The following is a 25,851-nucleotide window of genomic DNA, read 5'->3' on the forward strand; positions in this document are numbered from 1 at the left end:
AATGGCGTTGATTTAAATCATCAATCCATACATCGGTTTACACTCAATGCAGAATGTCTTGGGTATTTTGATACTGTAGACCAATATCCGGAACTATCAGAATATGGGTACTTATCCAATTGGGAAGAAAGTATAAAATCTGTTTTTAAGCATTTATGCTTCCTGGCAGGAAAAGTAAAGCGTTATAAAATTGATGGCAGGAATGAAGAGATCAAACAGCTTCAGAGTAAACTAACCGCGCTAATTGAAAAATTAATTCCGGACTTAAGAGATAGGATGAGTTGGAAGAGAAGCTATGCCCTTCCTGAATCTATTTACCCGGTCATCTACAAAAACCTGATTCATTTATTGATAGATGCTTTCCCAGATTATATTCCCGCTTTTGTTGAGCAAATAGTCAATAAGAAGCCATATCAGCTTGGGTTATACACCGAAGGTTATACAGATAGCTTATTTGTTATTGCCAGGGAATTAGCTAAGGAAGCCAAACATGAAGTGTCTGCTTTCAAAGTAGCAAAAGTATTAGAAGGCCATATTGTAAACACTGTAGAAAATAGATGGGAAAGAAATGAATACTTGTTGAGATTAGTTGAATTATATGCACTCCTAAAGAATGAGGATAAGGCTAGAAAAGCATTTAAGGAAATGATTGATACCTCAATGGGACCATCATGGTACAAAGAAGCTCAATTGGGAATAATAAATACTGCTGTTTCAAATATTGTTCCTAAAGATGGTAATCTTTCCTACCTCCAGAAGTTCGCAGCGCATCTTCATAATGCATCCGGCGAGATGACATTCCAACGATATGTGAAACAGCAGCAGGAAGAGTTTGTCGGCGATTTGGCCAAAGTCGGGTTTTTAAACAAGTCAATAGAATACTTTAAACATTTGTTGCTTCCGGATCATCAAACCATTATTGCTAATGCTGAGTCTGGGACGGTTGATATGCCTTACAAAGGCGAAGGATATATATTGGGGGCCAGGACAATTGAAGAGCAGAGTGGTGTAATGGACATGTTGCGGAATATTAAAGATTCAGGTTCTCCTATCGTTTGGGGACTTAGCGAATTGTTTATGCTTGGGGATGATAGATACATTAGCGGTTATGCAAAGATTCAGGCAGGTATTTTGAACCATTTGGAAAACAATGATACAGAAAAGTTAGACATAATATTTAAGCGTCTGGCTCGGTTTCTGGTTACTGAAATAAGCGATGAATTTCGATATGAGTATTTACGGGAATTGTTTAGCGAATTGAGCACTTCAAATTTTGAGAAATTGAAACCGTATTTAGAAGCGGTTGAAATGCAACCGACTCAACCCTCAAAAGAAGAAACTGAAGAAGAAACTGAAGAAGAAAGAAAACCTTCAACTCCTAAACGAGAAGAAAAAGATCCTCTTGACGAACTAATTATTGCAAAAGACGAGGCACAAAAGAAGATTGATATAGAAAATAAAAGCGGTGCAAGAAAAGTGATAATCGACGCATTGCAAAAAGTTCAAAATGAAAAATATGGAATATGGTCATTTAACTATTCCAATAAATTAATGACATAAGAAATCTTTTTGCTGAAACGTATAATAACTCTGAAGAATTTATTAAAGACATAAAACAACTGATTATTAATGAGCCTTATTTTGAAGAATGGGTCATTGCCAACCAAATTATTTCATTGCTTCGGAATATAAATGACGAGCAAGAAAAGCAGTTGATTTTAGAAACTGTCCTGGAGCATATTAATTTGATGGTGAGAACTGACCAGCATTTTTATGACCGGTATGAGTGGCTGAATAAAGGAGCCGATAAAGTAAATACCGATGAACAAGATGATCATTTACTAAAGTTCCTTATTTGGTTTTTAAATCATCCTTCGTTAGTTGTAAAAAATCGAGTTATTGAAATCTTGGTTTGGCTCGGTTCCATTAATCCAGGTATTATTTTGCGAGCACTCGTTAAGGAAATACTTAGTGGCGGCTATAGCATTTCACAGGAACTTTCCGCTGCAATTATTCATCAGCTCTCAAATGTAAATCCTGATGGTTTTGCCGAAAATCTGAAAACTGCTTTTGAAGAAAAGGAACAAGAACTATTGAAGCTTAATCACTTTATGGTAAGGGAGGCCATTCTTACATCTCTTATCGAGCTTAAAAATAGTGGCATTACCGACCTAGATGAGTTGATTGCAAAGTTTGAGCAAACTTTTGCTGTATCTAATAAAAGAAAAGGTGAAATAGTGTTTGAAGAAGAATATTTGGAACCGTTAAGCGACCCCTTATATGAGCTTAACGAGTTAAATATTTTAACCAAACAGTTTGCTGAGATATTGGTGGGACAGGTAAAAGCATTGACCCCACTATCTATTGAGGATACTCAAAAAGTAAGTGAATATATTGATCGGAGTTTCAATGATCATAACGACATCTCCCTTGTTTCGGATTTTGATGTTCTTTTGAGATACGCTTTAAATGTTGCTGTGTGCTCTTGCACTACACTCAGTGACAGAGAGAAAGTTGCTAATATATTACGGTTTTATCAACCAACTTTCCCGGAAAACAAATTAACACCTCAGTTTAATAGCAATAATGAAAGTTTTGAAAACGCTGTAAAAGATTTTTTTGAAACCGGTAATATTGCTTTTGACAAATTATTAGTTAACAATGAGCTTCCGTTGAATTACTATGCTACAGAACACTCGGAATCTCGCCGAAGCTCTAAAGAAAAAATAGAGCTCACGGCCTACCTGATCCCAGTAGCAAAATTCTCTGTAAAACGCCACTCTTATCCTTGGCCGACTTTTCCTGCGAATGCTTATCCTGGTATTGTTTCTGAGAAAGAAGAAGATGTAATTCCGTTATTTATTAAGAGTGAATATGCAAGTAATGTTACCGGAAGTGAGCTGGTACCGGCTGTAATGACTGCAACTCTAGGCACTCTAATTCCAAATCTAAAAGACAATACTAAATCTGTATATTGGCGTAAAGGAAGAAATTGGGATAATAGAGAACAGGGGGTTGCTGAAAAAACAGGCTATTATACCACCGTAACAAAAGATAGAATAGAAACGCTGAAATCCGGGTATAAACTGATTTGGCAAATATCATTTGGATACAAATTCAGATACATTGATGTGTTTGAACAAAAGGAAATAATAAGATGATTACGCCGAGCAATAGAAAAGAATTTGAACGGCATATTGACATCCTTGCTGAAAGCATCGAAAGGAAGACATTTCAATTGCCGCCTAGTCGGAGGATACTCAATAGCTTGTTGAAGGCAAAACAATTGCCAAATAGGCGTACAAACTTTTTAACTATTGATGAATCGACACGGCTATTAGCTAATTCACTAGCAAATTTCGACAGACCAGAATTTAAAAACAGAAAAGATGCCAAACAGTAGAAAGGAGTTTGAACATAATATGCATTTGCTTAAAGAAAGGGCAGAAAAAGGACAGATACACCTTACTAAATCTAGTATAAGATCAATTAAAGGAATGATGAATGCAAGATATGCTCCTAATCAAAGGGTAAACCTTCATACAGTTGATGAAATGGCACGACTCATGGCAAATATGGTGACACAAATGAGTTATCAAAAGGAATTTAAAACAAAAGAAAAATGGAGAAGAATAAGTATGGTATGTCTCCGCCTAAAACGAGAAGAGAATTTGAACACAATCTTTTTCTATTGGCAGAGGATACCTACCGAATAACGGAAAGCGGTGACGATGATTTATTTAGAAATTTTTTATGGGCCACGTATCCGCATATAAAAAACATAAAAAATCACCCTAATCGCCGGCTGAATTTTTTGACGATAAATGAGCAAGCACGATTACAAGCAAACATGAAAAAATGGATGAGTGATTAATGTTTACAAATGAAATACTACCTAATTATTATCCAAAAGTTTTTTATGCGCTTTGAAAAAGGCTGTCTTTTATAATAGCAATTCCATCTATCCGCCTAATCATCGCACGAGGCTATATTAATAAATAAACTCTAATATTATAGATACGAAGGAATTTGTTTGCTATACGGCACGACGTCAAAAAGAAATTTGCAAATCAGCCTTTATGTTTTTAATCTCCTACCTTGCTTCGTATTCTTCGGCTGTGTAGGTTTATGCTCATATTCCTCTGAGTCGTATTGATATGGACTGTCTTTCAACTGATTTAATCGCCTTAAATCTTCCAAAAAAGAGTTCGAGTTCTGTACCAGCGGGATCACTTTACGGAACAAGATAGAGAAATCTACTTTGTTCCGTTTTTTTTTTATTATTCTCGATTTTTTTTAAAATAAAACTTTTTTATAGTTTTCCTTATATAGATTTAGAGCAATTTTCCTCCATTTTAAGCAGTTCATTAATGATATGAAAAAATGAAGAAAGTTTATCAGATACTATGTTTATTATGTTTAAAGAAATAAAACTGAATGTTTAAACATTTGATTTTCAAAACAATATTTTTTAAATATTTAATTTTTTCACTGAAAATAATTTGTTTCTTTAAATTATTATACTTTACTTTGAGAATAACCTACCACAAGACTTAGACGGGTAACAGACTGCAGACCACTACCACACATGCAGCTGACTACGGTAGATTTTTAGATAACAAAAATATTTGAACCGGGTTTTGTGAGATCACTGATATCATAAAATTTTAGTATCCCTTGCTATAATAAATTTTAGAGATCTATAAAATTCTATAACTAAAAAATAATATAAGTGGATAACTTAAAAAAATAGTAAAACTAAAAACCTTGAATTATGAAAAAAACAATTGTATTATTAGGACTATTGCTTTTTGGCTTAGGAACTTTTGCACAGGAAGCAGAAAAAGATAACGTTGCAATATTTCAGGACTTTGTAGACGAATCAGTTGCGTTTTTTTGCTTCGGATGAATTTATATCTATGAATGAGTGTTATGATACTTTTTATGATATGATTAATTTGACTGTTACAAAACCCCCATTAGGTGGTGGTGAACAAATGGATTTAGGAGATTGGCTTACAGAAAACTTAGGCGTAACTAAGTTTTCTTCTGCGGAAGAAGGAGTAATGATGCTTTACCGATGTGGACAGCAGGCGGATGCTGTATCTTACAAAATGAGGATATTATTTAGTAAACTGGACTCTATAGTTAGTGACCTTAGTAAAGAGGAAATGTACGAAGTTTTTTTTCCTGTACTTTCCCGTTATATTGTGAATGAAGCTTACAATAAAAGTCAAGAACGAAAGGAATTCTCTGAAAGCATTATTCGTAATTCCGATACCACCGCACAGATCAAACATAGTAATCCTTAGAAAATGAAAAAAACAGTCGTATTATTAGGCTTATTGCTTTTTGATTTAGGTACAAAAGCACAGGAGCAAGCAACCGATCGGGTACAGCAATTCCGCGATCTGATGGAAGAGCCAGTAAATTATTATACTTCTGACGAATATAGAGTATCTATAGCAACACGAGACGAGTTTTTGATAAGGTAAATTCATACGAGACAAATCCACCATGGGAAGGAGGTGAACAAATGGATTTTACGGATTGGCTTACCGAAAACCTGTTGTTGACGAAGTTTAAAACAGTAGAAGAGGGTGTACAACTTCTTTATAAGTGTGAAGATACCTCAATGGCTGTCGTCATAAAAGAGGAAGAATTATATCAAAAAAAGGAAAAGCTACTTGCACAGCTTAGTCGTGAAGAAATAGCAGTACACAGTTCATTCGAATCATTGTTGTATACTTCGGCAATGATCGTCTGAGGGTTGCTCACCGTCTGGTAAGCGGTCGGCGTACCGATCACAATACCCATCTGATAGTTTTGTACAGAGGCATAGTAACGTACCTGTAAGCCTGTTACAGGTTGAGTACCGATGATATCTGCACTCATAACGGTTAGATCCACTACCGTTAATCCGTCGTTTACACCGTCAACATCACAGAAAGTAACATCAGTTGGAGTAAAGGCTTTTACAGCTTCTTCTATTTTAAGGTTGAAAGAAGCGATAGCAAAACATCCGTGTTCGATATTCTCTACTCGTACCCAAATCGTTTGTTCGGTTGGGGTAACGTTCGTATACAGATAAGGCAATGGATTGATTGCATCCGTAGCATCTTCTTCAGTAAGGTAATAACGTACACTGAATAAGGAAGCATCCTGTCCCGCCAACGCCTGAGCGTCTTTATCGTGCAGATTGAATTTATAGTATTCAGGAGCATTCTCGATACAAACAAACAAAGGTGTCATAGGTCCTACTGCAGGAGTAGGAATTACGATCAAGTCTAATGGTACTACTACTGAACAGCTTTCACTTGGAATTCCGGTTTTGGTAGAAACACGTACATAAACGGTTGTACTCGCACTGGTAAAGGCTTCCGCTTCTTCCAATGTTAACGCTGCAGCTGTGTTACCCAATTGGGCATCTCCAAAGGTTAAATAGTATTCGTAGCTTAGGTTGTTATCAAAGTTACTGATATCTGCTTCTGCATCTCTAAGGTTAAATTCTGCTTCTCCGTCTTCTATCTCACACTCTGTTAAAGGTGCAGGGGTCATGTTCGGCTCCGGTAAAGGAAGCACACGAAGGGTAAGCGGTACTACACTTCTACATCCGTATTGGTTGATAACAGAAACCCAGATCGTTTGTGTAGCAGAGGTATTGGTATATGCTGTAGGGTTACCGATCGCATTAGAACCGGAACGCGCTTCTGTTTCTGTTAAGTGGTAGGTAACTACCGCTTCAAAAACCTCTCCCTGTAAGATCTGTAATTCACGGATGGTAAGGTCAAATACCGTTTGGAAATCATTTGGCAAGGCTTCGTTACACGATACAATTGGTGTAGGCGTACCTAATGGCAATGCCGTTTTTCCTTCTATGGTAAAGCTGCCTAATGCAAAACAACCGCCTGATAAGACATTCGCATTGTCGATACGAACCCAGATCGTTTGTGGATTAGTGGTATTGACAAAGGCAGTAGGATCTGCAATCCATCCCGTACCTGCCGTAGCAGATGCAAGGCTGGTGTAATAACGAACCGTATAGTTACCAGGCTGTGGCTGGAAAGCGATGATCGCTGCACTTTGCTGGGTAAGATCAAAACTCGTTAGCCCATCAAATAAATCCCCTACCGTATCACACGATACATAGTTTGGAAGTGTCAATGGCATAATAGGCGCTATCTCTAATTTGAACGCAAGAGCATATACTGAAAAACAGTTCGTTACAGGGTTTGTAGCACGTACCCATACCACAGGATTGTTCGCCTGAAGGTTGTTGTACTGTGCAGGATTCTGAATAGGAGCCTGGTTGTTCAAAGCGTTGCTCTCGGTTTCAAAGAACGTAAGCGTATAGTTTTCTCCCTGCAGCAATAAAGCAGCATAAGAGGTTAAATCAATGGTTCCGAAACCTCCTTGACCGGAAGCACAAACTGCAATTGGAGCTGCAGGAATATGAAGAACAGGGGCCGGACTTACACGGATGTCCATTGTGGTTAGGGTGAAGCATCCCGTACGTGCATCTTCTACACGAACATGTAATGTCTGTACGTTTTGTACCGCATTCTGGTAGTTCATTGGCAGAGGGGCAACATCATTCTGTGCATCTGCTGCTGTATAGTGGAACGTAACCAGGAGGTTGCTTTGGTTATTGGTGATCGCAGGTATTCGGCTCGCCAGGTTGAAGATCATAAAACCATCATGGTTATCATCACACAACTGGTAAGTAGGTACCGGATTAGGGACAACCGGTTTCGCATTCACTACTAAATGAAGCGTTACCACACGGAAACATCCCGTTGTATTGTTTTCTACACGTACATAAACAGTTTCTGAAGTAAGGTTAGAGAAAGCTGTTGGGTTACTGATTGGAAATACGTCAAAAGTCGCATTGTCGAAAGTGGTATGATAGCTCAGGGTATAATCTGCCGGATTCAATCCGTTCAGAATAACTCCTGCCTGACTTGTAAGATCAAAAACAGCCAGTCCGTCGTTGTTGTCGTCACAAATCGCATATTCTAAATTACCTATAACATCTGGTGTTGGGTTTACTATGAGAGTTACCGGAACAATACTCGAACAGGAAGAGTTGATATACCCTACTCTTGCATAGATGGTTTGTGCATTTGGTGTGATGTTTACATAGTTCACCACCTGATTGATCGGTAATACGTTGTTTTGAGCATCGCTAAGTGTCTCATGGAAACTTACCTGGATACCCGCTGGAATAGGATTACCTGCTATCTGGATTTTTAAGGCTTCAAGGTTGAAAATACCAAAACCATCATTGTTAGGATCACAATACGTAACAGGTCCAACAGGATTCGCAATTGGTGTATTTCTGATGAGTAATTGCTGTTCTACAACTATAAAACATCCTGTAGCTGCATATTCTACTCTCACATATAAAGTACCCTGAGGTCCTGTATAGTTCAATGGAAGAGAAGGTCCTCCGTTTTCCGCTTCTGCCTCGGTCTGATAATAGCTCAGGTTAATACCTGTAGCCGTGCCGATGATATTAGACTGATTTAGCGCTAAATTAAAGTTAGCAAATCCGGAACCGTTGATCTCACAACCATACATAGGCAGGCGATTGGTATTCGCTACCGGTAGTGGATGGATAAACAAACGGAAAGAGGTAGTGGCGTAAATAGAGATATTATCTTCCTGAGAAACACGCACCCAAATGGTTTCACCATCTGTTGCCTGATAATTGGATAATTCAGGTTCCTGAATCGCTCCTGTATTCGAGTTGGCCTCGTTTAGAGAATGATGGTACGTAACCAGGTAACCTAACTGACCATAATATACAATAGCCGACTGAACAGTCAGGTCAAATGAATTTGGCTGATCTGCACATATTGCCAGATTTTGTAAAGGTGCCAATTCTTCCAAATCGGTAATAATAGCTGTATCGACATTATTATCCTGATTCAAATCTACATTATCTCCCTTAACACTTGCGGTATTTAAATAGTCACCAGTAACATTGATGAAAACTTCAATTGTTAAGGTAGCAGAGGCATCAGGAGCAAGAGCACCAACCGTCCATACACCTGAGATCGGATCATACGTACCTTGGCTCGGAGTAGCAGTGACAAAAGTATAACCGGTAGGCAATACATCTGTTACCAACACATTAGGATCTTCGAATCCGCCAATATTAGAAACGGTAATCTGAAAGAATACGCCGCTGTTATTTTGTTCAACTTCTTTTTGAATCGCAAGATCTGTACATGGAACAACTTCAACAAATAATGGAGATGAAATAGCAGTAAGTCCGCATTCTCTTGTACCGCGAACCGAATAGTTTCCTGTCTCCAAAGCGATATAAGTACTTTGGTTAGCTCCATCGATTGGATTACCGTTTAGATACCATTGATAGGGTTCCAAACCTGTTGTTGTTGACAATTCAATACCACAGCCATCCTGTTCATTTGGAGCTAGTGGTTGCGCAGGGCTGTCACTAAATGCAGAGAAAAATCCGGACATGGAAAACCCTTCTCCCTGCTGTACGAGACTCGTTGTTAGTCGGGCATTGGAAGTAAGAATGATTTCAACCGGATTTCCTATATTAATATTATTAAAACGAATCATGTAAAAACCGGAAGTACCAATTGCAGTACGCGGTATCCCCGTTACTGTTTCAATATTCAATCCGTTTATAAAAACGGGCTCTGTAGCCGATTCAATGATCGTATATCCGAAATAAGGTAAATCGGTATTGTTGAAGCTAATGAACTTTCGGGTTCGCACATCAGATGCTCCGGCACAACCACCAATAGGCAGTACTGTAGAAACATCTGTTTCACAGGCAACTGCAGTACCTGAATATACTGTAATCGGATTATTAGAAACAATCAAAGAAGAGGAATACTGATTGGTAGCATCTCCGTGATGAAAAGTCTGAAAATTTCCTGCCAACAGTAATTCATAATCCGTAGAGTTGAGTAAAACACCAGCTGCATCATAATTTTTAACATTTACAAGTGTTCCCGGCTGAGTGGCAACTATTGTACTCTGCTCAGGATGATTTGCACCCGTTCCGGCAGCTCCACTTCCTCTTACTACGAGAAATTGATTTCCTAAGACGTTATTTGGAGCCATTTGATCGAACGTTCCATCCTCTCCGTTTCCTCCACAAGCCTGAGGAGTATCTCCATAACTACCAACATTGGCAACAACAGGTTTATTCGCAGTCATCAAAGAGCCTAAAGGAGCTGTAAACAATTGACTTTGACCTGCATTTAATGCAATTGGAGCTCCACCATCAACTATTACTTCTGTTCCGTCTTCAATCGCCATTACCGAATAAATGGGCTGTGAGGTATTTAAACCGGTAAAACTGGAACGATAATACCCTACCCGAAACTCTGTTCCAATTCCTTCATCACCAAAACTTACAAGAGAAGCATTCCCCTTTATAGTAGCATTGGTAAGTCCTATGGCATCCGAAGCAATGTTTCGCATATTTACAATGACAGGAGCCGTTGCTGTAACAATCAGTCCGCGATCATTATATAAGGTATTAACAGCATTTCTTTGCAAGTTGGCCGCAACGCCTAAAAACCTGTAAGAAATAGGAATATTGGCTGTTACTGTAAGATTGGTAATAAAAGTTCCGTCACTCTTTTCAAGAGTAACTTCTATCTGTCCCGGAGAAGCCGTAGAGATAACAATTTCATTTGCAGTACTCCAATATTGCCATGGAGCGGGTGCGATATAATGTTTTTGAGAATATTGGGAGTACCCCGATGCAGTAAAAAATAACAAACAAAGTAGTAGTATTATTTTATTAAAAATAGTTTTGAACATATACCTACAATCAAATTATTTAATTAAAATCGCATAAAGTTAATTTTTTTTTTGAGATAAGAAAACTTTTAACAATTACTTTTAAAAAATTATGCGTTTTTATACAGATAATTTAAAAATATTACTCCCCCAACATTACTTAAATATTTCTATTTTTGTAAAAATATTTAGAACTATGTTAGTGATAGGAATCGCTGGAGGAACAGGTAGCGGAAAAACAACTGTTGTACATCAGATTATGAGAGAACTGCCTGAAAACGAAGTAGGTATTATTTCTCAGGACGCTTATTACAAAACCAATGATCATTTGAGTTTTGAAGAAAGAGCGTTGATTAATTTTGATCATCCGAGAGCGATCGATTTTGAATTATTGACACAACATCTCAAAGAGCTTAAAAACAATAAAAGCATTCATCAGCCGGTCTATTCGTTTGTACATCACAACAGAACAGATGATTATATACTAACGCATCCAAGAAAAGTGATGATTATTGAAGGAATTCTAATTCTTTCCAATCCTGAATTGAGAAATTTATTTGATATAAAAATATTTGTTCATGCTGATTCTGATGAGCGGCTGATTCGCCGTTTAAAAAGAGATATTGCAGAAAGAGGCAGAGATATGGAAGAGGTATTATCCAGATACCAGACTACTTTGAAACCAATGCATGAACAATTTATAGAACCATCAAAAGCATTTGCAGATATTATCATCCCAAATGATACTTATAATACAGTGGCAATTGATATTGTGAGATCTGTTATTAATGAAAAAATAACTGTAGACCAATGAAACGAAAAATAGCAGCATTAATTACACAATATCCTTTACTAAAATGGTTGACTAACCGGTTTGTATTGGTTACCTTGTTTTTTGTGATATGGCTGGTATTTTTTGACACTTATTCTTTATTTGATCAACGGGAAATAGACAAAGAGATCAACAAACTCGAAGACAATAAAGCCTATTATCAGGAAGAAATTCATAAAGACGAGGTATACATCAATAAACTCCATAAAATGGAGGAAGTAGAGAAATATGCCCGGGAAAAATATTATATGAAGCGGGACAATGAAGACATCTATATTATTGAGATGGATAATGGCAATGATGCCGCATCAGACGAATCTACAAAATAAATAATAGTATCTATGAGTGAGCATTTATTTAATGAATTTGAAAAGGTAAGTTCAAAAGAATGGAAAAATCAAATTCAATACGAACTAAAAGGTGCAGACTATAATGAAACGCTCATTTGGGAAAGCCTCGAAGGCATAAAAGTAAAACCATTCTATCATGCAGATTCAGATCATCTGAGCCTGCCGATACAAACTTCTGTAACTCAATTCAGCATTCTTCAGCACATATTTGTAAAGAATGTTGAAAAATCAATTGACACCATTCAAAACAGCCTTACACGAGGAGCTGAAAGCCTTCGGTTGACGATCGCAGATGACACTATAGATATACAACAATTGCTGGCTGGTATTAAAGCAGAAAAACTGGTGTTGTATATAGAATTGCCTTTCTTTTCAGAATCTTTTATCAAAAAAATAAATGAAGAAGCTTCAAAATCTTCTTTTGAAATTTTTGTTGTAGTCGATCCCATACATCAACTAGCTCATGAAGGAAATTGGTTTAAAGATTTGAATACCGATTTTTCGTTATTAAATACAAGTATTTCTCATTATAAAAACATCAATTTAGTAAGCATCAACGCACAGCTGTATCAGAATGCGGGAGCGAATATAACGCAACAGCTCGCTTACACAATGGCGCATCTAAATGAATATCTGAATCGGATTCCCAACTATGCAGGTACCATTTTAATCAAAACAGCTGTAGGCACCAATTATTTTTTTGAGATTGCCAAATTACGGGCCCTTCGCCTTCTGACAGATCTTCTTACTAAAGAATACCATAAGGATATAAAAATTCATATTCAGGCGACACCAACCAGACGAAATAAAACACTGTATGATTACAATGTAAACATGCTGCGAACCACTACTGAATGTATGAGTGCTATTATTGGTGGAGCTGATGCTGTTGAAAACATGAGTTACGATGCGCTGTATCATAAAACAAATGAATTTGGTGACCGTATCTCAAGAAACCAATTGCTTATTCTAAAAAATGAAAGCTATTTTGACAAGGTAAATAATCCTGCTGACGGAGCTTATTATATTGAGAGCCTTACGGCACAACTCGCAGAAAAAGCATTGGTTCTTTTTAAAGATATTGAAAAAAACGGAGGCTTCATTACACAATTGATTGAAGGAACCATTCAGAGAAAAATTAACGAAAGCGCAGAAAAAGAACAGGAACTTTTTAACACAGGAAAGGAAGTGTTACTCGGAACCAATAAATTTCCGAATCCGAACGACCGGATGGCTCATGATCTGGAACTGTATCCATTTGTGAAGAAAAATGCCAGAAAAACACTTATAAAACCAATTATTGAGAAACGTCTGTCTGAGAATATTGAAGAGAAACGTTTAGAAGAAGAAAAAAATCCTACTGTAAAATAAAACTGATGAGAAAAGACATTCAACATTTGCAACTGCCAACCGGAGCAGGCAACAGTAATCCTTCTCAGCAGTCTACCTTTACCACTGCAGAAGGTATTGAAGTAAAAGAAACTTACCAACCAGAAGACATAGCATCTCTGGAACAGATCGGCTTTGCCGCAGGCTTCGCGCCGAACCTGCGAGGTCCGTATGCTACTATGTATGTAAGACGTCCATGGACGATACGCCAATATGCTGGATTTTCTACCGCTGAAGAAAGTAATGCCTTTTATAGAAGAAATCTGGCGGCAGGACAGAAAGGTCTTTCTGTAGCTTTTGATCTCGCTACACACCGCGGTTATGATTCTGATCACGAACGCGTAATGGGCGATGTCGGGAAAGCCGGAGTTGCCATTGACAGTGTTGAAGATATGAAGGTTCTTTTTGACCAGATTCCTTTAGACGAAATGTCGGTTTCGATGACCATGAACGGTGCTGTTTTACCGATTATGGCGTTTTATATTGTAGCGGCAAAAGAACAGGGCGTAAGTGAAAAGTTGCTTTCCGGAACCATTCAGAATGATATTCTCAAAGAGTTTATGGTGCGTAATACCTATATTTACCCACCTACACCTTCTATGAAAATTATTGCAGATATCTTTGAATACACGAGTAAAAACATGCCTAAGTTTAACTCGATTTCTATTTCAGGATATCATATGCAGGAAGCTGGTGCCACTGCTGATATTGAACTTGCTTATACATTGGCTGACGGTCTTGAATATATCCGTACGGGACTTGCAGCAGGAATGAAAGTTGATGAATTCGCACCACGTCTTTCTTTTTTCTGGGCTATAGGAATGAACCATTTTATGGAAATTGCTAAAATGCGTGCCGGACGCATGATCTGGGCAAAATTATTGAAGCAGTTTCAACCGGAATCTGATAAATCTCTGGCTTTGCGAACACACTGCCAGACTTCAGGATGGAGCCTTACCGAACAAGATCCTTTTAATAATGTAGCACGTACGGCTATTGAAGCAGCCGCTGCTGCTTTCGGAGGTACTCAGTCTCTGCATACCAATGCATTGGATGAAGCTATCGCCTTACCTACTGACTTCTCTGCACGTATTGCACGTAATACACAAATATTCTTACAGGAAGAAACCAAAATATGTAAAACAGTAGATCCATGGGCAGGAAGCTATTATGTAGAATCCTTAACTGCTGAAATTGCTGAAAAAGCATGGAAACTGATTGAAGAAGTAGAAGAACTTGGCGGAATGACCAAAGCTATTGAAGCGGGTATTCCAAAATTGCGCATCGAAGAAGCTGCTGCAAGAAAACAGGCCCGTATAGACAGCGGGCAGGACATTATTGTAGGGGTCAACAAATACCGGTTGGAAAAGGAAGATCCCTTACAAATTTTAGAAGTAGACAATCAAATCGTTCGCAAGCAACAAATCGAACGTCTCAACCATATTAAAGCAACCCGCGATACTGAAAAAGTAAGAGTGGCTTTAGAAAATCTGACCAACGCAGCAAAATCCGGAGAAGGAAATCTTCTGGCTCTGGCTATTGAAGCGGCTGAACTAAGGGCTACCTTAGGAGAAATAAGTGATGCTCTCGAAGCTATTTACGGAAGGTATAAAGCACAAATTAAATCTTTTAGCGGTGTGTACAGCAAAGAAATAAAAGAAGACAGCAGCTTTAAAAAAGCACAGGAACTGGCAGATAAGTTTGCCAAAATGGAAGGAAGACGTCCGCGTATTATGATTGCCAAAATGGGACAAGACGGTCATGACCGCGGAGCAAAAGTTGTTGCAACAGGATATGCAGATGTCGGATTTGATGTAGATATCGGTCCTCTGTTTCAAACTCCTGAAGAAGCTGCGAAACAAGCTGTAGAAAACGACGTGCATGTTTTAGGAGTTTCATCTCTTGCTGCCGGACACAAAACATTGGTGCCTCAGGTAATTGAAGAACTAAAAAAGTACGGTCGTGAAGATATCATGATTATTGTGGGAGGTGTAATCCCTGCACAAGATTACCAATTTTTGTTTGATGTAGGAGCCGTAGCCGTTTTCGGACCGGGTACCCGTATCAGCGATGCGGCAATCAGCATTTTAGAAATTCTCATTGGAGATGAACAATAAAAAAGAGCTGTCAGTTGACAGCTCTTTTTTATTGTTCATTAATCTGTATTCAATAATATAACACCTGTAATACAAAAAACTATTCAATCACATGATAAAATTATAGTTACACAATAAAACTAAAAAATTAGTGTTATAACTATATAATTAGTTTTGAAACTAAAAAATTAGTTATATATTTGAATTATAAAAAAACTAATATGGAAAAGCTGACAAACAAAGAAGAAGAAATCATGCAGATTTTATGGAAACTGGAAAATGCATTTATTAACGATATACTGGAAGCGACAGAGGCCCCAAAACCTCATTATAACACCCTATCAACAATTGTACGAATTCTTGAAGATAAAGGTTTTGTAGGACATCGTGCTTATGGAAAATCGCATCAGTACTTTCCTGTTATCACAAAAGAAGCGTATAGAAGTGTGTATGTAAAAGACTCCATAATAAAGTATTTTGATAATTCTGTTTCTGATCTTGTAAGCTATTTTGTAAAAGATGAATCTATCACTCAAAGTGATTACGACGAAATTATGGCCATTATTGAAAAAAGCAAACCAAAGAAATAAATGATGGAAAATATATTGATGTATGTCTTCAAAGTAAATCTACTATTGATTTTCTTTACTGTATTCTACCTGATTTTTTTGAAAAAAGAAACTTTTTTTAAGCTTATTCGGTATTATTTTATCGGAGGAATAATTATTTCACTGATACTACCTATTATATATACATATAAAACAGTAGAAATTATTCATCAACAGACAACAGATACCGAACAAAAGCTTGTGAACAATACAACACAAGGCATCGTAAAGGAAGAAATTGAACATTTGTTTACTGTAGAAAACGTTCTGTTGGCTTTTTATATCATCGGACTTTTATGGATGTTATTTCGTTTTATTAAAGCCCTATACAAGCTTACCCGTATTATTGTTTATAGTAAAAGAGACACTTCAATTAGGGGCGTTTTATATAACCGCCAAATCAACAATGCGTTCTCGTTTATAAAATGGATTATTCTGCCTGCCCAATATCAGGAAATGAAAGATATTTACACCATTATAATTCATGAAAAAGTACATGTAAAACAAGGTCATAGTTTCGACATTCTTTTTATGGAAATTCTTCACTGTTTTTTCTGGATAAATCCGGCAATTATTTTCATGAAGAAAAGCATACGGCTAAATCTGGAATATCTCGTAGATGCTGAGGTCACTAAAGAAACGCATTCTTATACCTATCAAAAAACACTGCTTACCACACTTGCCGTCACCAATAACAAACTGGCGACTTCATTTAATGCCATAGAGGTAAAAAAACGTATCATTATGCTTAACACTCAAAAATCAAAAAATATGAAAAAATTAAAATTTACACTGGCACTTCCTTTTATTGCCTTGTTTTTTATCTCATTTCAGATAAAAACAGTGGCACAAATACGCCTGGTCGAAGCATCAAAAGTTACTTCTGACAAGCGCTCCGTTATGACCTTTTATCTCTATCCGGGTCATGAAAAAGAAGACTTTAAAAAAATGGAAGACGTGCTGAAAAAAATGTATAAAATTAATGCCCGTTTTTCTAACATTCAACGCAAGAATAATCAGGTTGTTTCTTTTGATATCCATGTGAAAAATGGCAAGGAAAACTATACCCGAAGTTTTGGAAAGAAAACACCTTTTACTTCTCTGGCATTAAGTGTTGAAAATAAAGGCAACAAAAAATACGATTTATTGCTAAATGAACAGACAGACGGAATCAGTTGGCAAACACAAAATCAAGCCTCCAAAAAAGCCTCTACTTTTGTTATCACATCAGAAAAAGAACCTAAAAACGAGATCGTGCTTTTAAAAAATACCGATCCTGCAACTACTGCAGCGACTGCTGTTGTTGAAATTACTGATGGAGAAACCGTTTTTATTCAGTCTGATCAGCCCGTTTATTTTATTGACGGAAAAAAAGTTTCTAAAGATGAGCTAAGCAAGATTTTACCCGATGAAATTCAACTTATCGAAATAAACCGTAATAACGAAGTAGAAAATAATGCACAAGACAGCAGAGGAACAATCAGAATTACAACCAAACGGAACAATGCATCTGTAAAGGCAGAACAAGCTTCAGTTCGGCTGCAAAAGCAAATTGAATACACAAGAAAAGAAATGCTCAATGCCGAATCGCTGCGCATACAGGCACTACAGGAAAAAGCCTCCGCTTTTGCTCAGAAACAAATTGTACTGAGTGAAAAACAGATCGCAATAGCACAAAAAATAGCGGAAAAATATTCAGAAAAAGAACAAAAAAGAATAGAAGTTATTGCCAAAAAGATTGAAGAATCAATTGAAAAAAGAACAAAACATATAGAAAAAGAGAGCGAAAAAATGCAGAAATTAAGAGAAAAAGCTTTAGAGAGAAGAGAAAAAGCACTTTTAAACAATGCTTAACCGCACCCCGATACGATTACTTTTATATATTATTATTCCAATTAGTTACAAAAAAGAGCTGATAATATCAGCTCTTTTTTATTGCTTATTCATTTGAATATTAGCAGTGACATGGATTTTCTCTCCAAGCATCAGACCTCCGGTCTCTGTAAGCGCATTAAAGGTAATTCCAAATTCCTTTCGGTCTACGATTCCGGTGATTTCAAACCCCGCTTTTTCAATGCCTTCAGCTGTTGTAACCTTTCCTCCATACAGCGCCTGAAATACCGTTTCTTTGGTAATCCCTTTCATGGTAAGATTTCCGATGATCTCAAAAATAGCTTCTTCTCTCCTTTTGAAAGAAGTCGTAACAAACTCAATCTTGGGGTACACGTCTGCTTCGAAGAAATCAGAACTTCTTAAGTGCTCATCTCTAACCGGTTGATTGGTATCAATGCTTTTTACCTCAATACCAAATTCTACCTGTGCACCATCAAAATCATGATCTGAAGTCATCATCACTCCCGAAAACTCCTTAAAAACACCTGTAACATTTGAAATTACAAGATGTTTTATTTTAAACTGAACATCAGAGTGTTCTTTATCTATGTGCCATATTGTTTGTGTCATACAGGATACTTTTTATATCAAATATACAAACTTGTCAATAGCTCAAACATGTTCTGGATTAATTTCCTCTTCAAAAAACGTCATCTTTATAATCAATCAATCGAAATCAAAAAAATCAAATCCCAACTTGCTAATATTCGCTAAAAAAACAAACTAAAAAATTTATATTATTATACAAATAATAGTTTTAAAAAACAATATAATGTATTTTTTTAACTTTTTTATAACGTTTAAGGAGAATTATTTTATATAGTTTCGTTATGTTAGCTAACAAAAAACACTTTTATAAACATTTAAAAATTAATTAATTATGAAAAAAATTCAATTTCACTGTCTCCTATTCATAAGCCTTATAATGATGACAATAGGATTAATAGCGTGTACAAATGATGAAGCCATAGTCTCTGATGAAAACAAAGAAACAAGCAATTTTGCCGGCAAAACATCTGATGAAGGTTACCTTTATGCCAAAGCCTTTTACCAAAGTAATCTCAGTTTTGGAAAATCAGTTGATGTTATTGACCCGGATACAAAACAGGGCGTTACAATCACAGAAGTAAAAGTTAATAATGAGGCACGCGCAAGAGGGTATGTTGTAAAACAAATAAAAACAGATGTGTTTTTATTTTTTGCAGATGTCAACAGAGAAAAAGATGTATTAACGGTATATGATGCAAACACAGACAAACAAGAAATCTTTAGCAACCTTACAAAAAATGAAGACTATAAAACCACCCAAAAGTTCGATTTTATTAAGTTTACCCCCCAAAAAGTTACTGCTGCCAAAGGCTGTGGTTTTTGGAAAAAGGTATGGGGTTCGTGTACTTTTCATAGAATTGGTGTTCCTGTTGAAGGAAGCCCTGGTTACTGTGCAGATTACTCAATAAGAAACACGTACTTTTTAGGCTCAGTGATCCATTCAACGGGATGGGCTCCAGATGGCGTTTATCCTTGTAAATGATAAAGGAAAATACCTTTTTAACATTGAGTAAACATGATATTGAGAGTTATATAACTCTCAATATTTTTCTAATTTTCAAAAAATATAAATCATGCCTTCTTTTACATTTCAAAAAAATATCTCAGTTCCTGTAATTATATTTTTTATTTTTCAAATAAACAGTTACACACAAACTACCCTAAAAGGAAACGTACAGTCTGAAGGAGAAGCAGTAGCTTATGCGCTGGTACTACATACGAAGATGAAGCAACCCGTCTATACGGATTCTTTAGGCAATTTTGAGATCACAAATCTGACCGCAGTAGAAAGGCTAACCATCAATTGTATAGGTTATGAAGAAAAAACGGTACTCGTAAAAAATCTAAACCATCCTCTTATTATTGAATTGAAAAAAAACAGTACGTTGCTTGATGAAATGGTCATTTATAAAATCAATTCACGTTGGAAAAGTTTTTTCAAAAAACCTAAACCTCACCTTTGGAAAGATAACTTTAACCTATTTGAAGGAAATGTAATACTAACAAAGTATAAAGCACCAAAAGATCTTACCTTTAATGGCATTGCCTTTATTTTAAAAAACGCTAATGCGAGCCATAAAACAAAAAAAATACGCCCATTGATTTTCAAAAATTCAATAAACAATTCAAATTCTCTTATTGATAATGAAATAAAAACATTTCGAATCCCGGTAAATGTTGAAACCTCTTTAAGTAAAATTGATTACAGAACAGAATTTGAATTTGACCATCTTATCAAAATAAAAAAAGGAGAAGAATTTTATGTCGGTATGGAATTGATTCGAAATGATATAAAAAAACATGACAGAGATCTTAATAACAATAATAATATTATGGTGGCCTGTATCAAAGAAATTTCGTCTACCGATTTAGAAACAGCTATATATTTTAATTTCTTCAATGAGGCATATCACAACAATGATTTTAATAGAACCATAAATTCAAAAGATTTATATTTTGAGTTAAAAATCCTCGAAGATTAAAAAAAGTCTTATGTTGCTTTTTATTAAACACAACTACAATGCTAAAAACTTTTATAACTCAATAAAAAAACATCTATCTCTCTTATTAAACCGTATTAAAACTATGAATTTTAAAAACCTGAAATTGCTCCTTATTTTTTCCTTTATTTTTAATTCTGTATCGTATTCTCAAAAAAAATATGATATCAGTATCACTTCCGAAGCAAATCCGGTAGCATTTCCATATACCTATATCAAAAACAGTAATATCATTAAATATGGCAATAAAGAAGGAAAATTAACCATCAACTCAAATTCTGAAAGTGATACCTTAAGAATTGAATGTAATGGTTACCTTCCAAAAAAAATTCCGCTACAGAATCAATCAGAAAATTTGTCCATTATATTAGAACCCAGTACTGAAATTTTAGAAGAAATTATCATTTCAGTCCACAATAATGAAAAAAGTAAGTGGCAAAAAATCAACAAAAAAACAAAAAAGACATTTGAGACAGAATATTTTGGAATTTTTGAAGGTTCCCATATCATTTCCTCCTATAAAATCGAAACAGTAACAAAATTTAATGGGATTCGATTTTTTGTTATCACTAATGAAGTGGGTAAAGATTTCTTATTTAATAAAAAGGTAAGGCCTATATTAATCATTAACTCTGAAAATCTAAGTGATAATATGCTGCCCAATAAAATTATTTATTTTGAAAAAGATGCTCAGTTATATACCAAACTCGATATTGAATTTAAAAATACGGTAACCTTGATACCTGATGATACTTTAACTATAGGCATAGAACTTATACCAGAAAATTCAGAAAACCCCAATATGAAAAATGTAATAGGTGTACTTACAACAAAACATCTTCTAAAAGAAAGTAAAACAGTTACAAATAATTATCTTTCTAAAACACAGAAAACAGCTCACTTAAATCAGGACATCTATTTCGAGTTGAAAATGGTAAAATAAAAATACATTTTAAGATAGAGCAAACAGGATATTGAGAACTATATAGTTCTCAATATTTTCCTAATTTTCAAAAAATTAAATCATGTCCCTTTTTCATTTTAAAAAAACATCTCAATTTCTGTAATTATATTTTTTATTCCATTGGTCACAGTATTACCCTATTGCTGGGTGTATTGGCAGATATGGCAATCAATGCCTATCTGATTGATGCCATTATTGCATTGTCTATCGTGTATAAAGGCTTCGATAATTTAGGAGGCTTTCAAAGGTTTTTAGGACGTCAGCCCAATACCAAAGCGGCAGTCTTAATCTTTGGACTTTTTCACGGGTTTGGTTTAGCCAGTAAGTTACAGGAATTGAGCTTTGACCGAACCGGCTTATTGACCAACCTGCTTGGCTTCAATATCGGTGTAGAGATAGGTCAGTTCATAGCCTTAGCCCTTGTATTGTTTATCATCACTAATTGGAGAAGGTCACCGAGTTTTCTAAAATTCTCAACAGTTACAAATATGTTGCTGATGGCAGCAGGCTTTTTATTATTCGGCTATCAGTTAGTCGGTTATTTTAACTCTTAACAAATATCAAAATGGCAGAAATAGCACATCAAATCTTAGATAAGAAATCCATTGTAAAGCAGGTCATTATTGCTTTGGTTATTGGAGCGGTACTCTTGGTAAGTGCCGTACTCCCGGCTGAATACGGGATAGACCCTTTGGGTATTGGCAAGGCAACAGGCTTTAGCAAGCTGTATGTTGGTGATGCAGGTACGGAAGCGTTGGCTTCGGGACCGCACAAGATACTAAAACTGGAAAATGTTGGCTCTCCGGCAGATGTTGCCAAACCAGCGGCGGCAGATAACCCGCCACCAGCCACTCAACTGGCAGAACGTACAGACGAGGTAAGCGTGGTTATTCCGGCAGGCGAAGGATTGGAATACAAAGTAAATATGTTGAAATACGGTCAGATGAAATATGAATGGATTACCGATAAAGGTGAGCTATACTTTGACTTTCACGGCGAAGTAAAGAACAACAGCAACTACTTTGAAAGCTATACTATTGCCTATTCCAATAATATGGTCGGCTCTTTAGTCGCTCCGTTTGAAGGTCCGCAGGGCTGGTATTTCAAAAACAATTCCAATGAGAACATTACTGTTAAAATCAAAATGAAAGGACAGTATCTTCTTAAACAATAAATATTCTAATAACATTATGATATGTTAAATAACATCATTCATTTTTCAATCAAGAATAAGTTGGTAATAGGATTATTTACCCTGGCATTAATTTGCTGGGGTTCCTATTCGCTTACCAAACTTCCTATTGATGCCACACCTGACATCACGGATAATCAGGTGATGGTCATTACTGTATCGCCTACACTGGCGGCGCAGGAAGTGGAACAGCTCGTAACCTTTCCCGTGGAGCAGACAATGGTCAGCATTCCGGGTATAAAGGATATGCGTTCCTTTTCCCGTTTTGGGCTTTCTATTGTTACCATTGTATTTGAAGAAAAGGTAGACATCTATTGGGGCAGGCAACAGGTACAGGAAAGGCTGACTATTGCAGCTAAAAAATATCCCCGAAGGGGTGGGTACGCCTGAAATGGCTCCTGTAACCACCGGTTTGGGCGAAATCTACCAATACGTTATCCATCCCAAAAAAGGCTATGAAGATAAGTACGATGCCACAGAGTTAAGAACCATTCAGGACTGGATTATTAAACGGCAGCTATTAGGTACGCCCGGCGTGGCGGAAGTAAGTGGCTTCGGAGGGTTTGTAAAGCAATACGAAATCGCCATTGAACCTGACAGGCTTGCCAGCCAGAACATTAATATCTCCGATATTTTCACAGCACTGGAAAAAAACAACCAAAATACGGGAGGTGCATATATTGATAAAGGTCCGAATGCTTTCTTTATCCGAAGCGAAGGCTTGGTAAAGAACATTGAGGAAATCAAAAAAATTGTTATAAAAACCGAGGGAGGCGTACCCGTTTTGTTAAGAGATGTAGCCGAAGTTCGTTTTGGCAACGGTCCAAGATACGGAGCAGCCACACGTAACGGTGAGGGCGAAACCGTTACAGGTATCGTTATGATGTTGAAAGGAGCTAACTCATCGGAGGTTATTACCAATGTAAAAGAAAAGATTGCGGAAATTCAGAAAGGTTTACCCGAAGGTGTAGAAATAGAGCCTTTCCTCGACCGTAAAAAATTGGTGGACGGAGCTATTTCAACCGTTTCAACCAACCTTATTGAAGGGGCATTAATTGTAATTTTTGTATTGATACTTTTCTTAGGAAACCTGCGAGGCGGATTGGTAGTGGCTTCTGTAATTCCACTGGCAATGTTGTTTGCAATAGCAATGATGCGGGTTTTTGGAGTTTCAGGAAACCTGATGAGCTTGGGGGCAATTGACTTCGGGATAATCGTTGACGGAACGGTCATTATAGTTGAGGCGGTGTTGCATAGGATTACAGGTAGCAAGGAACGGTACGGTGGCGTGGCTAAACTGACACAAGACCAAATGGACGAAGAAGTTTATCAGTCGTCCCGTAAGATACGTTCCGCAGCAGCATTTGGCGAGATTATTATCTTAATCGTGTACCTGCCTTTATTAGCATTGGTAGGCGTTTGAGGGTAAAATGTTTGGACCAATGGCACAAACAGTTTCTTTTGCCATTTTAGGCGCATTCCTGTTATCGTTCACTTACGTTCCGATGATGTCTGCATTGGTGTTGAGTAAAAAGACAACGCACAAAGAAAACTTTTCGGACAGGATGATGAAAGCCATACAGAAAGTTTATACACCTATCATTAATGGTGCGATGAAGCGAAAACTTTTGGTAGTATCGGTTGCAGTGGTATTGTTCATCATCACACTTATCACATTCAACAGAATGGGCGGTGAATTTATCCCGCAGTTGGACGAGGGCGATTTTGCAGTGGAAACAAGGGTTCCCGTGGGAAGCTCCATCACCCAAATGATAGACGTTTCCCAAAAAGCACAAACCATTTTATTGAAGAACTATCCCGAAGTAGAACAGGTAGTAAACAAAATAGGTTCGGGTGAAATTCCGACAGACCCAATGCCTATTGAAGCGGGAGATATGGTTGTTAAGCTAAAGCCTAAAAAAGAATGGACAAGTGCAGGCGACAGAGAAGAACTGATTGAAAAAATGCAACAATCTCTATCTGTAATCCCCAATGCAACATTCAGTTTCCAGCAACCCATACAGATGCGTTTTAACGAATTGCTTACCGGTGCTAAGCAGGATGTGGTTTTAAAAATATACGGTGAAGATTTAGATGTGCTTTCTGACCTTGCTTCAGATGTAGGTCGGAAAATAAGAAATGTTGAGGGTGTAGAAGATTTGTATGTGGAAGAAATTACGGGTTTACCACAAATCAGCATACAGTTTGACCGAGATAAGATAGCCCAATACGGAATGAACGTTGAGGACGTGAACAGTGCCATCGAAACAGGCTTTGCCGGTAAAGCAGCAGGTTTGGTGTACGAGGGAGAAAGACGTTTTGATTTGGTAGTACGATTGGATAATGCTTCAAGAGCAGACATTACAGATGTTCAAAATCTATTTGTAAGTACGCCCACAGGTCAGCAAATCCCTTTAAGCGAGGTGGCGAATATTGCTTACAAACCCGGTCCGGTACAAATACAGCGAGATAATGCGAAAAAGACGGATTACACTTGGTTTCAACGTAAGAAACCGAGATGTAAAAAGCATCGTAAACGATATTCAGGATATTGTGAATGCTAAGGTTAAGATGCCATCAGGCTATTATATCACCTATGGCGGGCAATTTAAAAATCTCGAAGAAGCCAACGCAAGGCTGGCAGTAGCTTTGCCTGTCGCACTATTGCTCATCCTATTGCTTTTTATACTTTACATTCCGTTCGGTAAAGCAGGGCTTATTAATATTCACAGCTATTCCATTGTCTGCAATAGGCGGTGTATTTGCTCTACTTATCAGGGATATGCCTTTCAGTATTTCTGCAGGTGTAGGTTTTATTGCGTTGTTTGGGGTTGCGGTTCTGAACGGGATTGTATTGATAGCGGAATTTAACCGATTGGCAAAAGACGGTGTAGAAGATATTTACGAAAGGGTGCGTATTGGCACTCGGGTAAGGTTAAGACCTGTATTGATGACAGCCGCCGTAGCCTCTTTAGGCTTTTTACCAATGGCTTTGTCCAGCTCATCAGGTGCAGAAGTACAACGCCCGTTGGCTACGGTAGTTATTGGAGGGCTGATAACGGCAACCGCTTTAACCCTTGTAGTGCTGCCGGTACTGTATATTCTACTTCACTAAATTCATCTTTCAAAATGCGTAAAAACAAAGCCTTTACCTACCGCCATATTGCTATTGGGATTTTTCTGTTTC

24 protein-coding genes and 1 pseudogene are annotated in these 25,851 nt (G+C 37.0%); 20 read left to right on the forward strand and 5 right to left on the reverse strand.

From position 1 onward, the window contains the following. Window positions 1-437: 437 nt before the first annotated feature. Entirely contained in the window at window positions 438-680 is a 243-nt protein-coding gene (locus QW060_RS20635) for a hypothetical protein (RefSeq protein WP_290363156.1), read from the reverse strand. Between the two features lie 112 nt (window positions 681-792). Between QW060_RS20635 and QW060_RS20640 the strand changes: the two genes are divergently transcribed. Beyond that, complete coding sequence (locus QW060_RS20640) at window positions 793-1,560, forward strand: hypothetical protein (protein WP_290365058.1); 768 nt, start codon at window positions 793-795, stop codon at window positions 1,558-1,560. Here the strand turns inward: QW060_RS20640 and QW060_RS20645 are convergent. Further along, window positions 1,536-1,667, reverse strand: a complete 132-nt coding sequence (locus QW060_RS20645) for a hypothetical protein (RefSeq protein WP_290365059.1) — start codon at window positions 1,665-1,667, stop codon at window positions 1,536-1,538. The genes QW060_RS20640 and QW060_RS20645 overlap by 25 nt on opposite strands. An 81-nt stretch (window positions 1,668-1,748) precedes the next feature. Here QW060_RS20645 and QW060_RS20650 point away from each other — a divergent pair, with 81 nt between their 5' ends. The 4 genes from QW060_RS20650 to QW060_RS20665 are packed head-to-tail and all read left to right on the forward strand — an operon-like array spanning window position 1,749 to window position 3,874. After that, window positions 1,749-3,161, forward strand: a complete 1,413-nt coding sequence (locus QW060_RS20650; RefSeq protein ID WP_290365060.1) for a hypothetical protein — start codon at window positions 1,749-1,751, stop codon at window positions 3,159-3,161. Then, window positions 3,158-3,403: an AVAST type 1 anti-phage system protein Avs1c gene (gene avs1c / locus QW060_RS20655; protein WP_290363154.1), complete on the forward strand. Its 246-nt coding sequence runs from the start codon at window positions 3,158-3,160 to the stop codon at window positions 3,401-3,403. Before QW060_RS20650 ends, avs1c (QW060_RS20655) begins: the two co-directional genes overlap by 4 nt. Beyond that, complete coding sequence (gene avs1c / locus QW060_RS20660) at window positions 3,390-3,716, forward strand: AVAST type 1 anti-phage system protein Avs1c (protein ID WP_290365061.1); 327 nt, start codon at window positions 3,390-3,392, stop codon at window positions 3,714-3,716. Before avs1c (QW060_RS20655) ends, avs1c (QW060_RS20660) begins: the two co-directional genes overlap by 14 nt. After that, on the forward strand, window positions 3,692-3,874 hold the full coding sequence (locus QW060_RS20665; protein WP_290365062.1) for a hypothetical protein: 183 nt from the start codon (window positions 3,692-3,694) through the stop codon (window positions 3,872-3,874). Before avs1c (QW060_RS20660) ends, QW060_RS20665 begins: the two co-directional genes overlap by 25 nt. Before the next feature lie 203 nt (window positions 3,875-4,077). Here the strand turns inward: QW060_RS20665 and QW060_RS20670 are convergent, their stop codons facing one another. Next, window positions 4,078-4,245 (reverse strand): hypothetical protein, encoded by a 168-nt coding sequence (locus QW060_RS20670; protein WP_290363151.1) that lies wholly within the window; start codon window positions 4,243-4,245, stop codon window positions 4,078-4,080. 529 nt (window positions 4,246-4,774) lie between these two features. Between QW060_RS20670 and QW060_RS20675 the strand changes: the two genes are divergently transcribed. The 3 genes from QW060_RS20675 to QW060_RS20685 are packed head-to-tail and all read left to right on the forward strand — an operon-like array spanning window position 4,775 to window position 5,495. Next, on the forward strand, window positions 4,775-4,909 hold the full coding sequence (locus tag QW060_RS20675; protein WP_290365063.1) for a hypothetical protein: 135 nt from the start codon (window positions 4,775-4,777) through the stop codon (window positions 4,907-4,909). A 10-nt stretch (window positions 4,910-4,919) separates the two neighbouring features. Next, the gene (locus QW060_RS20680) at window positions 4,920-5,312 is read left to right on the forward strand and encodes a hypothetical protein (RefSeq protein WP_290365064.1); all 393 of its coding nucleotides are present in this window, start codon (window positions 4,920-4,922) and stop codon (window positions 5,310-5,312) included. Window positions 5,313-5,315: 3 nt separating this feature from the next. Next, window positions 5,316-5,495, forward strand: a complete 180-nt coding sequence (locus tag QW060_RS20685) for a hypothetical protein (protein ID WP_290363149.1) — start codon at window positions 5,316-5,318, stop codon at window positions 5,493-5,495. A gap of 172 nt (window positions 5,496-5,667) precedes the next feature. Here the strand turns inward: QW060_RS20685 and QW060_RS20690 are convergent, their stop codons facing one another. Beyond that, on the reverse strand, window positions 5,668-10,770 hold the full coding sequence (locus QW060_RS20690; RefSeq protein ID WP_290365065.1) for a DUF11 domain-containing protein: 5,103 nt from the start codon (window positions 10,768-10,770) through the stop codon (window positions 5,668-5,670). A gap of 217 nt (window positions 10,771-10,987) precedes the next feature. Here QW060_RS20690 and udk point away from each other — a divergent pair, with 217 nt between their 5' ends. The 6 genes from udk (at window position 10,988) to QW060_RS20720 (ending at window position 17,920) form a co-directional block, all read left to right on the forward strand. Continuing rightward, window positions 10,988-11,605 carry a uridine kinase gene (gene udk, locus QW060_RS20695; protein ID WP_290361824.1) on the forward strand — a complete coding sequence of 206 codons (618 nt, stop codon included), beginning with the start codon at window positions 10,988-10,990 and terminating at the stop codon, window positions 11,603-11,605. Then, a complete protein-coding gene (locus QW060_RS20700) occupies window positions 11,602-11,952 on the forward strand; it encodes an FtsB family cell division protein (protein ID WP_290361823.1) in 351 nt (116 codons plus the stop codon). The genes udk and QW060_RS20700 overlap by 4 nt, the downstream gene beginning before the upstream one ends. A gap of 12 nt (window positions 11,953-11,964) precedes the next feature. Further along, entirely contained in the window at window positions 11,965-13,344 is a 1,380-nt protein-coding gene (locus tag QW060_RS20705; RefSeq protein ID WP_290361822.1) for a methylmalonyl-CoA mutase subunit beta, read from the forward strand. Window positions 13,345-13,346: 2 nt separating this feature from the next. Beyond that, window positions 13,347-15,479 (forward strand): methylmalonyl-CoA mutase, encoded by a 2,133-nt coding sequence (scpA, locus tag QW060_RS20710; RefSeq protein WP_290364656.1) that lies wholly within the window; start codon window positions 13,347-13,349, stop codon window positions 15,477-15,479. Window positions 15,480-15,679: 200 nt separating this feature from the next. Then, complete coding sequence (locus QW060_RS20715) at window positions 15,680-16,048, forward strand: BlaI/MecI/CopY family transcriptional regulator (protein WP_290361821.1); 369 nt, start codon at window positions 15,680-15,682, stop codon at window positions 16,046-16,048. Between the two features lie 3 nt (window positions 16,049-16,051). Further along, on the forward strand, window positions 16,052-17,920 hold the full coding sequence (locus QW060_RS20720) for a M56 family metallopeptidase (protein ID WP_290361820.1): 1,869 nt from the start codon (window positions 16,052-16,054) through the stop codon (window positions 17,918-17,920). 78 nt (window positions 17,921-17,998) lie between these two features. Here the strand turns inward: QW060_RS20720 and QW060_RS20725 are convergent, their stop codons facing one another. After that, complete coding sequence (locus tag QW060_RS20725) at window positions 17,999-18,529, reverse strand: YceI family protein (RefSeq protein WP_290361819.1); 531 nt, start codon at window positions 18,527-18,529, stop codon at window positions 17,999-18,001. A gap of 310 nt (window positions 18,530-18,839) precedes the next feature. On the opposite strand from QW060_RS20725, the gene QW060_RS20730 reads away from it, so the two are divergent. The 6 genes and pseudogenes from QW060_RS20730 (at window position 18,840) to QW060_RS20755 (ending at window position 25,779) form a co-directional block, all read left to right on the forward strand. Beyond that, window positions 18,840-19,490, forward strand: coding sequence for a hypothetical protein (locus tag QW060_RS20730; protein WP_290361818.1), 651 nt, complete (start codon window positions 18,840-18,842; stop codon window positions 19,488-19,490). A 91-nt stretch (window positions 19,491-19,581) separates the two neighbouring features. Next, window positions 19,582-20,490 (forward strand): carboxypeptidase-like regulatory domain-containing protein, encoded by a 909-nt coding sequence (locus tag QW060_RS20735; RefSeq protein ID WP_290361817.1) that lies wholly within the window; start codon window positions 19,582-19,584, stop codon window positions 20,488-20,490. Between the two features lie 103 nt (window positions 20,491-20,593). Then, window positions 20,594-21,451: a hypothetical protein gene (locus QW060_RS20740; RefSeq protein ID WP_290361816.1), complete on the forward strand. Its 858-nt coding sequence runs from the start codon at window positions 20,594-20,596 to the stop codon at window positions 21,449-21,451. 140 nt (window positions 21,452-21,591) lie between these two features. Next, window positions 21,592-22,026 carry a HupE/UreJ family protein gene (locus tag QW060_RS20745; RefSeq protein ID WP_290365066.1) on the forward strand — a complete coding sequence of 145 codons (435 nt, stop codon included), beginning with the start codon at window positions 21,592-21,594 and terminating at the stop codon, window positions 22,024-22,026. A gap of 11 nt (window positions 22,027-22,037) precedes the next feature. Continuing rightward, window positions 22,038-22,646: a hypothetical protein gene (locus tag QW060_RS20750; RefSeq protein WP_024567738.1), complete on the forward strand. Its 609-nt coding sequence runs from the start codon at window positions 22,038-22,040 to the stop codon at window positions 22,644-22,646. Window positions 22,647-22,667: 21 nt separating this feature from the next. Then, a pseudogene (locus tag QW060_RS20755) lies at window positions 22,668-25,779 on the forward strand (efflux RND transporter permease subunit). Window positions 25,780-25,851: the final 72 nt, after the last annotated feature.

The sequence above is a fragment of the Paenimyroides ceti genome (genome assembly GCF_030409925.1).

Coding starts and splice junctions, on each gene's coding strand:
- QW060_RS20640 (WP_290365058.1), top strand. CDS start 793: ATGACATTCCAACGATATGTGAAACAGCAGCAGGAAGAGTTTGTCGGC.
- QW060_RS20650 (WP_290365060.1), top strand. CDS start 1,749: ATGGTGAGAACTGACCAGCATTTTTATGACCGGTATGAGTGGCTGAAT.
- avs1c (WP_290363154.1), top strand. CDS start 3,158: ATGATTACGCCGAGCAATAGAAAAGAATTTGAACGGCATATTGACATC.
- avs1c (WP_290365061.1), top strand. CDS start 3,390: ATGCCAAACAGTAGAAAGGAGTTTGAACATAATATGCATTTGCTTAAA.
- QW060_RS20675 (WP_290365063.1), top strand. CDS start 4,775: ATGAAAAAAACAATTGTATTATTAGGACTATTGCTTTTTGGCTTAGGA.
- QW060_RS20680 (WP_290365064.1), top strand. CDS start 4,920: ATGAATGAGTGTTATGATACTTTTTATGATATGATTAATTTGACTGTT.
- QW060_RS20685 (WP_290363149.1), top strand. CDS start 5,316: ATGAAAAAAACAGTCGTATTATTAGGCTTATTGCTTTTTGATTTAGGT.
- udk (WP_290361824.1), top strand. CDS start 10,988: ATGTTAGTGATAGGAATCGCTGGAGGAACAGGTAGCGGAAAAACAACT.
- QW060_RS20700 (WP_290361823.1), top strand. CDS start 11,602: ATGAAACGAAAAATAGCAGCATTAATTACACAATATCCTTTACTAAAA.
- QW060_RS20705 (WP_290361822.1), top strand. CDS start 11,965: ATGAGTGAGCATTTATTTAATGAATTTGAAAAGGTAAGTTCAAAAGAA.
- QW060_RS20715 (WP_290361821.1), top strand. CDS start 15,680: ATGGAAAAGCTGACAAACAAAGAAGAAGAAATCATGCAGATTTTATGG.
- QW060_RS20720 (WP_290361820.1), top strand. CDS start 16,052: ATGGAAAATATATTGATGTATGTCTTCAAAGTAAATCTACTATTGATT.
- QW060_RS20725 (WP_290361819.1), bottom strand. CDS start 18,529: ATGACACAAACAATATGGCACATAGATAAAGAACACTCTGATGTTCAG.
- QW060_RS20730 (WP_290361818.1), top strand. CDS start 18,840: ATGAAAAAAATTCAATTTCACTGTCTCCTATTCATAAGCCTTATAATG.
- QW060_RS20735 (WP_290361817.1), top strand. CDS start 19,582: ATGCCTTCTTTTACATTTCAAAAAAATATCTCAGTTCCTGTAATTATA.
- QW060_RS20740 (WP_290361816.1), top strand. CDS start 20,594: ATGAATTTTAAAAACCTGAAATTGCTCCTTATTTTTTCCTTTATTTTT.
- QW060_RS20750 (WP_024567738.1), top strand. CDS start 22,038: ATGGCAGAAATAGCACATCAAATCTTAGATAAGAAATCCATTGTAAAG.